A 7,208-nucleotide genomic window follows, 5' to 3' on the forward strand; every position below is an offset into this window, starting at 1 on the left:
GGAACTGATATTGATTTTGTCTACTCTCTTGCCTTCGACTTCCTGAATGAATTGACTGTACTTCCAAACTTCGCGGCTTGGGGGCTGTTTGTCAAAAAATGCGGTTGCTAAAGCAATGACTACAATAGCCAGAAGTGCGTACAGGCCTGCGTTTCTCCAGCGTTTATTCACTGAGGTGGATCTCCTAATTTTTAGTCCCTGTGATTTGGGAATTTTTATTTATGTTCATCAATCTTAACGTAATTGTAACTTGTTTTTGTGTGGGAGGAATCTCGGCTGTGGCGATCGGGCCTTTGAAGTGGTGGAAACCAAACGTTGCTTCACGTCGTCAGGGGATGCGGGTGCTGTGCTAATCGTTGGATTTGCACATAAACTATAATATAGAATTTGTCAAGATGCTCATAAGTAGGGGCGATCGCCACCAGTCCTGTTTTGGGAACCGATTTAGCGTATAACTCTGAAGAAGCCTTGGAGACATAGCAGTGCGATCGCCTCCTACCAGACAGGGAACAACTCAAAAAAACCTTAAGAGACTGCACGCGCCGTTTCCCTACAATATTTGTGGTAGGGACACAACACTGCCTTAAACAAAAGATCATCTCGCTCGTGCAACCGAAATTGATATCACTCGTGACAAATAACAATAATTAAGTAAGAAAAATGGACACTAAATTATCAATGGCAACTAATTTTATTCGCTATTTTGTTGAGGCAGGAGATACTGTGTTTGATGTCGGGGCTAACATAGGGCAGAAAGCTGATTTGTATTTGGCTGCTGGGGCGAAAGTAATATGCTTTGAACCGCAACCAGATTGTTTAACTATATTAACTCAAAAATATCAGCAAAATCCCAACGCTTTTATAGTTAACAAAGGCTTGGGCGAGCAAGCGGGGACTATGCAGCTTTCAGTATGTAGTGATGCTAATTACATATCAACATTTTCCCAAAAATGGAAAACTGGGCGTTTTTCTAACTACGATTGGAATCAAACTGTTACAGTCGAAATTACCACGTTAGATGAGATGATAAAACTGTGGGGATGCCCGAAGTTTTGTAAAATAGATGTTGAAGGATTTGAGTATCAAGTATTGAAAGGACTGTCTAGACCAATTCCTTACATATCATTTGAGTTTGCTATAGAATTTATTGAAGACACGAAAAATTGTATAAATCATCTAAAAAGTTTGGGATATAAGGTTTTTAACATTGCCAAGGGCGAAGACAGCAATTTCTTATTTCCTGAATGGGTTGCTGACAGCGATCTTTTAAATTATTTAGAGTCTGCTAATGAGGCGTTGTTGTGGGGAGATATCTACGCAAAATTTGATGGAGATAGACATAATATATCGGAGATAAAAACTGTACCGAAAATTACCAATCAAATAGCTGCAACGGTAGGGTATTTAGACTTGCAGAAGCTTTGCCAGCAATACTCAATTGCCCCGCGAGGTGTGATCCACATAGGGGCTCACGAAGGGCAAGAAATGCAGGAATATCAAGTGATGGGCGCGGACAAAGTGCTGTTTGTTGAAGCTAATCCCTCTGTTTTTGAAAGGTTGAAATTGCATATAGCAGGGATACCTAATGTGTGGCTGGCAAACTGTGCTATCAGCAACCAAAACGGCACTGTTAATTTGCGGGTAAATTCCCACGATATGAGCAGCAGCATTCTGCCACTAAAGCTGCACAAGGAAATTTATCCCGGTATGCTGGAAGTTGATCAAGTAACTGTCACCTCGAAAACTCTTGATTCGTTAATGCAAGAAAGTCCGCTGAATTCATCGGAGTTTAATATCCTGGTTATCGATATTCAAGGCGCAGAACTTTTGGCTTTGCAGGGGGCGAGAGAAACTCTCAAATATATTGATGCCATCAGTACAGAAGTTAATTGCGAAGAACTTTATGAAGGCTGCGCGTTAATCGACCAAGTAGACGATTTTCTAAAGGTTTATGGCTTTCAACGAGTAGCAATGGCGACTCCATCTCATCCATCTTGGGGGGATGCTTTTTATGTCAAAACCACAGTCAGCCTTGCAGATACTGACAATTTGAATTTGAGAATATCGCAGGCGAATAACAAGAACCGTGTGGCAATTGCTACGAGTATTGCACCGGGAAATATCGAAAATCAGCGGGCGGCTGTAGAAAGCTGGATACTACTGGGATTTGAGGCTGTTTCGCTGAATAGTCGGGAAGAAATTAGCCAATTGCAGTCAATCTATGAAAATGTGACTTTTCATGAGGTAAAACGCGACGCGCGGGCCGATGCAGGAAGACCGTTAGTATATCTTGATGATCTGTTTGCTTATTTGCGCGATTCTGGTACAAAGATTTGCGGAATTGTTAATTCAGATATCCGTCTGAAATCTGACGGCGATTTGATTTCATTTATCTGCAAACAGGCTGAAAATTCCGTAGTTTTTGGTTCTCGAACTGATGTTGATTCTCCTGAACAAGCAGCGGGAGAAATTTATGCTAATGGGTTTGATTTCTTCTTTTTTGACAAGGATTTATTAAGACAGTTTCCTAAGTCTCAATTCTGTTTAGGTCTTCCTTGGTGGGACTTGTGGATACCGCTGGCCGCTCAGCAACAAGGGTTGACTGTCAAATATTTAGAAACTGCGATCGCGTATCATATCAAACACCCGGTGAATTACATCAATGATCTTTGGCAAAAGATGGGAATTCACTTCATGGGTTTTTTCCAGCCGGATTTGTCCCGTAAATTTCAGGAAATGCTGTCAACAAATCCCAATCAGTTACAAGTAGAACTAACAAGTGTCGCTGTACAAGCTGGGCAAATAATTGACAAAAATCAGCAGAGAATTAGATATGAAACTAGCGGCACAATCAATTTAGAGCGATCGCAGCCTGTCCCATCGGCGTTCAAAGTATCGGCGATCGTCTCTACCTACAATTCTGAAAGATTCATGCGCGGCTGCTTGCAGGACTTAGTAGACCAAACGCTGTACAAACAAGGCGCACTGGAAATCATCGTGATTGACAGCGGTTCCCAGCAAAACGAACAGGCGATAGTGCGGGAATTTCAAGCAAAATATCTGAACATTGTGTACGATCGCACTTCTGACCGTGAGACATTATATACAGCCTGGAATCGAGGCATTAAGATGTCGCGCGGAGCTTATATTACTAATGCTAACACCGATGACAGACACCGCCCCGATGCCCTAGAAATCATGGCGAAATACCTGGACGAAAATGCCCCAGTAAGTCTGGTTTATGCCGACCAATTAATCACCAGCACAGCTAACGATACTTTTGCAAAAACCCAAGCCGAAAAGCGCTGGAATTGGCCAGCATTTGACTACAGCGAACTCGAACGGCGCTGCATTATTGGCCCGCAGCCGATGTGGAGAAAATCGCTGCACGAAAAACACGGCTATTTTCGATCGGAATTTACTGCTGCTGGCGATTACGAATTTTGGCTGCGGATTGGCAAAACTGAAAATATTGTACACCTGCCAGAAATTCTCGGTTTGTACTGCGAAAATCAACAAGGCTTGGAACATTCATCGCCAACATCGCAGCAAGAAACTAGGCAAATATGGGATGAATACGGCATCATGCGCCGGGGTGTCAAACCAGTCGCTACAGTCCCTGTTTCAATCTCTCCATCACAGCTAAATGCCATGCCCTACCGCACGCCGACAGAAACACTCGTCAGCGTCGTTATTCCCTGCTACAACCACGCAAGTTTACTCAGAGAAGCTGTTGAAAGTGTCGCCAGTCAGACTTATCTAAACTGGGAATGTATCATTATTAATGACGGCAGTTCCGATGATACCAGCAACTTCGCAAATTATTTAATTCAACTGTATCCTCAAAAATCGCTTCGCCTCATAGATAAACCGAACACGGGGCCCGCTGATTCTAGAAATGTTGGCGTTCAGCAGTCGTCAGGAAAGTTTATTTTATTCCTAGATGCTGATGATAAACTGCATCCAAAATTTCTAGAGGAGTGCTTGGCAATTTTATCAGCAAAACCGAATGTTGGTTTTGTCTATACAGATGTGCAGCACTTCGGAGCAAACTGTGATTTAGTTATCCACGGTGACTTTGATGCCAATCGGTTTTTGAGAGACAATCAAGCCCCCGCTACTTCCCTATTTAGAAGGGAGATTTACGAGCAAGTAGGCGGCTTGAAAAAAGTGATGAAGCTGGGATGCGAAGACTGGGAATTTTGGGTTTCTGCCTATGAAAAAGGCTGGTTAGGCGATCGCCTGCCTAAGCCTTATCTGTATTACAGGCAGCACGGCGACGGCTCTAGCAGAACCCAAAAAATGGCGGGCGATCGCGCAAAATTAGACTTGATGAGAGCCACAATTATTCACCTGCACTCTCAACTTTACAAACCAGAAGAAGTGCGTTGGTCAGATCAAATTTTGCAGCAACATGGCCAGTTAATAGCTGAGGAATTAGTTCAATTTAACAAACCCGAACAATTTTTAACTGCGCTGTCTCAATCCTTGGGAGAGTATCAAAAAGACCAAGCTAACCAAGTCAGCCTCGCGAACATCAGCCAATCCCGCCAGCAACTGGCAAATTATTGGCTGAATCTGCCCGCAGAACAACTGGCAAATGCCTATGCCGGCGATGCAGGTAAGGCACATCAAATGCTGCTCAACAGCATTATCAAATATGAAGAATTGACGGATGCCGAAAAGACTTCGATCGATCGACTAACAGCACATCTCTCCCAGGGGATTAAAACTCCCAAAGATATTAACTACCTACTAGCAGCCACTCTCTACCGTCGTGCTGACCAATTAATGCTGAACTATGAAAATGCAGCAATACCTAATTGGTTTGTCAACGACTATCTCAAATTTATGTTTGCCGCGCCTACTCTATTTCAAGAAATAGGAGAGGCTGACAATTACTGCCGTTATGTGCAGGGATGGGTCGGTTATTTGCATAGCAATATCTTCAAGAACCAAAACTTGCAAGTGTGGCAGGACATCGCCTGGTTTTTTACCCAAGCTGCTAACTTTATTCCTCTGTACTTCAATAGTCAAAACCTCAAAGATATCTACACGAAGCGGGCAGATATTATTGAATATGCCATGAAAAATAGTGGCGCTGCGATTGATTGCATTTTTCCGGCTAGACCTGCAAACAGGCAGAAAATTCGCCTCGGTGTCCTGACTAAACATTTTGGGGCGATGACGGAAACTTTTGCCACTTTACCCGCTTTTGAATATCTGAACCGAGAGCAGTTTGAGATTATTTTATATGCTCTCAATCTCGACGGCAATAAACTAGAACAGTATTGTCAGAGTCGCGCTGACAGACTGGTTAAACTGTCGAATGATTTGCCAAGTCAAGTTCAGGAAATCCGCGCTGATGACTTAGATATTTTGCTGATTGCTACGAATATTACGGCTGTCACTCATCCGATTAGTTTACTAGCGCTGCATCGCTTAGCGCGGGTACAAACTACCTGTTTTAATTCTCCAATTACGACAGGAATGCGACACATTGACTATTACATTGCTGGTAAGTTGATGGAACCTACACCTGATGGACAGGGGCATTATCGCGAGCAATTAGCAACTATTGACGGGCCTGGCTGCTGTTTTAGCTATACCCTTGAACCTTATACTCCCAACATTAAGCTAACCAGAAATAGCATCGGTATTTCCGAGGAATCGGTTGTGTTTATTTCGAGTGCGAATTTGTATAAGCTACTGCCGGAATTAAGGGAAACATGGGCAAAGATTATGGCGGCTGTTCCTAATTCTGTGCTGTTTTTAATGCCTTTCGGTCCTAGCTGGACTAATCATTATCCTGGGGGGGCTTTTGTGAATAATATGAAAGCCGTTTTTGCTAAGTATGGGATTGACAGTCAGCGGTTGCGGGTGTGGAAGAGTTTTCCTAACCGTGCGGATGTTAAAGAAGTTTTGAAGTTGGGGGATGTTTATTTGGATTCCTATCCCTATGCGGGGACTACTTCTCTTGTCGATCCGCTAGAGGTGGGACTCCCAACTGTGGTTAGGGATGGCGATACTTTGCGATCGCGAATGGGGGCCGCTGTGTTACGATCGCTCTCAATGCCAGATTTAATCACCCATAGCGAAGCATCTTACATTCAACTAGCCGTTACTCTCGCTACTAATCCTGAATTGCGGCAGCGCTATCGCCAGGAAATTCAGCAGAAAATGCAGGCTAATCCGGCTTGTTTTGATAGTGTGGCATATTCTGGGGCGATCGCACAATTATTTCAACAACTCTTTCATAAATGGCAAACCAGCCACCAAGCAACATCCCGCATCCTACAGGATAGCATTCCCAAAGTGGCTGATTTGGGCGATCGGCTATCCCATACCCTCCAGTTATATCAAACCAATCCATCAAACACCTCAGCCATCTCCGAGTTGCGTCAAATCCGCAAAGAAATAGCCGAGTTTTGGCTAAACGTTGCCGTTGACAATCTAGAAAATACCTACAAAAGCAACCCCGGCAAAAACTATAAAATCCTGCTTTCCTCCGGCTTTCAACATCAACCAATGAGGGAAGAAGAACAAAGATTTTTGCAGCAATTAACCCAGATTAGCAAAGGATTAGTACATCCCCAAGCCATGAATGCCCTGCTGGCAGCCATGCTATATTTCCCACCAGGAACCATGCGAATTCCAGAAGCTCGAAACCGTTTGCCAAACTGGTTAATCGGCGATTACGAGCAAGTTTTTGAGCCAGAAACCGCTGTTAATTCCGAATCAAGCTCTGACTTGCTAGCTAAATACATTCAATCCCCACAATTTGTCAATCAATTATTAGGATGCGTCAATCTCTACCGCATTGATTCATCAGACGCATCGGTAGTTTTGGAACTCCGCCAACTTCGCCGACAATTGGCTGATTTTTGGCTAACTGTTGGGCCAGAAAAATTGGCAACTTTGTATCAAGGCGAAGTGCGCAAAGCATATCAAGCAATACTGGGATGTGGCTTGCAAACAGAACCAATGAGTGAAGCCGAACAGCAGTTTTTGCAGCAGTTGACTGAAATTAGCAAAGGGCTGGTGCATCCGCAAGCTATCAATGCTCTGTTAGGTGCGATGTTGTATTTTGTGCCTGGTAAAATGCGGATTCCCGATGCTAATACTCGTTTACCCAAGTGGTTGTTTGACGATTATGACCGGGTTTTTGAAAGTGCCTTTGCTCAAACAGAAAAAACTGTAGTCAAAGA

The 7,208-nt window shown here is 43.6% G+C and carries 3 protein-coding genes; 1 reads left to right on the plus strand and 2 read right to left on the minus strand.

The genetic code is table 11. The annotated features are described in order from the left end of the window. On the minus strand, positions 1–171 hold a 171-nt coding region (locus tag AAFP11_RS29125), incomplete at its 3' end, for an ATP-dependent metallopeptidase FtsH/Yme1/Tma family protein (protein ID WP_341740151.1). A gap of 149 nt (positions 172–320) precedes the next feature. Further along, on the minus strand, positions 321–539 hold the full coding sequence (locus AAFP11_RS29130; protein ID WP_341740149.1) for a hypothetical protein: 219 nt from the start codon (positions 537–539) through the stop codon (positions 321–323). A 121-nt stretch (positions 540–660) separates the two neighbouring features. On the opposite strand from AAFP11_RS29130, the gene AAFP11_RS29135 reads away from it, so the two are divergent. Further along, positions 661–7,208 (plus strand): FkbM family methyltransferase (locus AAFP11_RS29135; protein ID WP_341740150.1); only part of this gene is annotated, 6,548 nt, incomplete at its 3' end.

The sequence above is a fragment of the Microcoleus sp. CAWBG640 genome, assembly GCF_020883015.1.
GTDB classification, from domain to species: domain Bacteria; phylum Cyanobacteriota; class Cyanobacteriia; order Cyanobacteriales; family Microcoleaceae; genus Microcoleus; species Microcoleus anatoxicus.